Annotated in this window: 1 protein-coding gene; it reads right to left on the minus strand. The window is 36.5% G+C overall.

Annotated features, from left to right (window positions below; genetic code table 11):
• Positions 1-56 precede the first annotated feature (56 nt).
• Positions 57-536 (minus strand): hypothetical protein, encoded by a 480-nt coding sequence (locus tag H5186_RS22640; protein WP_259400410.1) that lies wholly within the window; start codon positions 534-536, stop codon positions 57-59.
• Positions 537-710 lie beyond the last annotated feature (174 nt).

The following is a 710-nucleotide window of genomic DNA, read 5'->3' on the forward strand; positions in this document are numbered from 1 at the left end:
CGTTTTTTTAGGCATGATATCAACGGCTAGGTAGTCATTATTTTGCATTACTTTCCTTATGCAATTGCTAATTCAAGTGAGGCATTTTCAATTGGCTTTTCAAACGCATCAAAATCTATCGGTAACGTTAGACTTTCGTTGTAAATAAGTGTTGATGTTATTTCAACATCAAACACACTAATGTTCGGTGATTCAATTTCAAACTCATAGGTGGCTGCATTTAAGCTCAGGCTATTTTCATCAAATTCAGATAAATACTCTTTAGTGCCTTCAACCCAAGTCGCTTTTTTATAAACATTCAACGTTGTTGGATGCCGCCATGAGTATTTTACATCTAAAAGCAACTCAGATTTACCCACTATAAACATTGGTAATTCAACTTTTACTGTATAATATGATGTGGATTGAAAGAAGCTGGGTTCATTAATAGTCACTTTAGGCGAAAACAATACGCTTTGGATATATTTAAAATATTGGTTTGGATCTGAGAAAGTGGGGTCATTGTGTCGCCATGTGACGATAAACCTAGGCAGCATATACCGCCTAGGTTTGAATTCCTTTTCAGATTTTTAAAGAGCAATCGCGTTTAAACACCCGCAATAATTTGCATTGCAAGGGTTTTCATCAGGCGTTTCCAGTATGGGGTGTTGTCTGGTTGGTTTAGGCTTTCATCTATTGGCCACTTTTCCCATGGTTTGGTGATTTCTTTA

This window comes from Pseudoalteromonas sp. SG41-2, assembly GCF_014164535.1.
Classification (GTDB): domain Bacteria; phylum Pseudomonadota; class Gammaproteobacteria; order Enterobacterales; family Alteromonadaceae; genus Pseudoalteromonas; species Pseudoalteromonas rhizosphaerae.